Below are 1,172 nucleotides of genomic sequence, written 5' to 3'. Positions count from 1 at the left end.
TCCTGCTTCAACGCGCTGCGCCGGTACGGGTACCGGTCTTACCTGCGCTCCACAGGCCGTAACGGCCAGTCCGGCCGCCTTCGCGACGTTGACCGCCGCGTTCACGTCTCGGTCGAGGACGGCCCAGCACTCCCTGCACGTCCACTCCCGGACGTGCAGGGGCTTGGGGCCGTCCTTGACGCCGCACTGCGAGCACACCTGACTGGTGGGCTCGAACCGTCCGATCCTCACGAAGGTGCGCCCGTACCGTGCGGCCTTGTACTCCAGCATGTTCACGAACGCCGACCATCCGGCGTCGTGCACGGACTTGGCCAGGCGCGTACGGGCGAGTCCCTTCACTGCCAGGTCTTCCACTGCGACCGCTTGGTTCTCGCGGATCAGCTTGGTGGAGAGCTGGTGGTGGAACTCGCGGCGCGCGTCGGCGACCCGCGCGTGAGCGCGAGCGACCTTCACTCTGGCCTTGCCCCGGTTCGCGGAGCCCTTCTCCTTGCGGGACAGGTCCCGCTGTGCCTTCTTCAGCCGCTTCTCGGCCCGGCGCAGGAAGCGCGGGCTGTCGGCCTTCGTGCCGTCGGAGAGGATCGCGAAGTGCCCGAGCCCGAGGTCGATGCCGACTTCAGGCGTCGTCTCCGGCAGCACCTCAGAGGCGTCCGTCTCGACGACGAAGCTCGCGAAGTACCGGCCTGTGGCGTCCTTCAAGACCGTCACGGTGGACGGCGTGGACGGCAGGGCGCGGGACCAGCGAACGGGCACGTCGCCGACCTTCGGCAGGCGCAGCTTCCCGCCCGCCGTGATCCGCCACGACGCGTTCGCGGTGAAGCGGACGGTCTGCCGGTTGTCCTTGCGGGACTTGTACCGGGGCGGCCCCATCTTGGGGCGCTTGCCCTTGAGGCCGTCGAAGAAGTTCTTGTACGCGGTGTCCAGGTCCCGGAGGGACTGCTGGAGGATCACCGAGGACACCTCGCCGAGCCAGGCCCGCTCCGGTGTCTTCTTCGACGCGGTGAGCCGCTTCGACAGCTCGCCCGAGGAGACGAACGGCAGCCCCGCTGTGCGGGCCTCCTCTCGGACGCGCAATGCGTCGTTGAAGACGACCCGCGCACACCCGAACGCCCTCGCCAACGCCATGCGCTGACCGGCGCCCGGGTACAGGCGGAAGCTGTACCGCAGCTGCATGA

At 68.9% G+C, this 1,172-nt stretch carries 1 protein-coding gene; it reads right to left on the bottom strand.

The features are described 5' to 3' along the window. Positions 1–1,170 (bottom strand): RNA-guided endonuclease InsQ/TnpB family protein (locus tag ACFYNS_RS31855; protein WP_388606384.1); only part of this gene is annotated, 1,170 nt, incomplete at its 3' end. Positions 1,171–1,172 lie beyond the last annotated feature (2 nt).

The sequence above is a fragment of the Streptomyces sp. NPDC006925 genome (assembly GCF_042869575.1).
In the GTDB taxonomy this organism is placed as follows: domain Bacteria; phylum Actinomycetota; class Actinomycetes; order Streptomycetales; family Streptomycetaceae; genus Streptomyces.
This window is presented reverse-complemented; position numbering and strand designations above follow the sequence as displayed.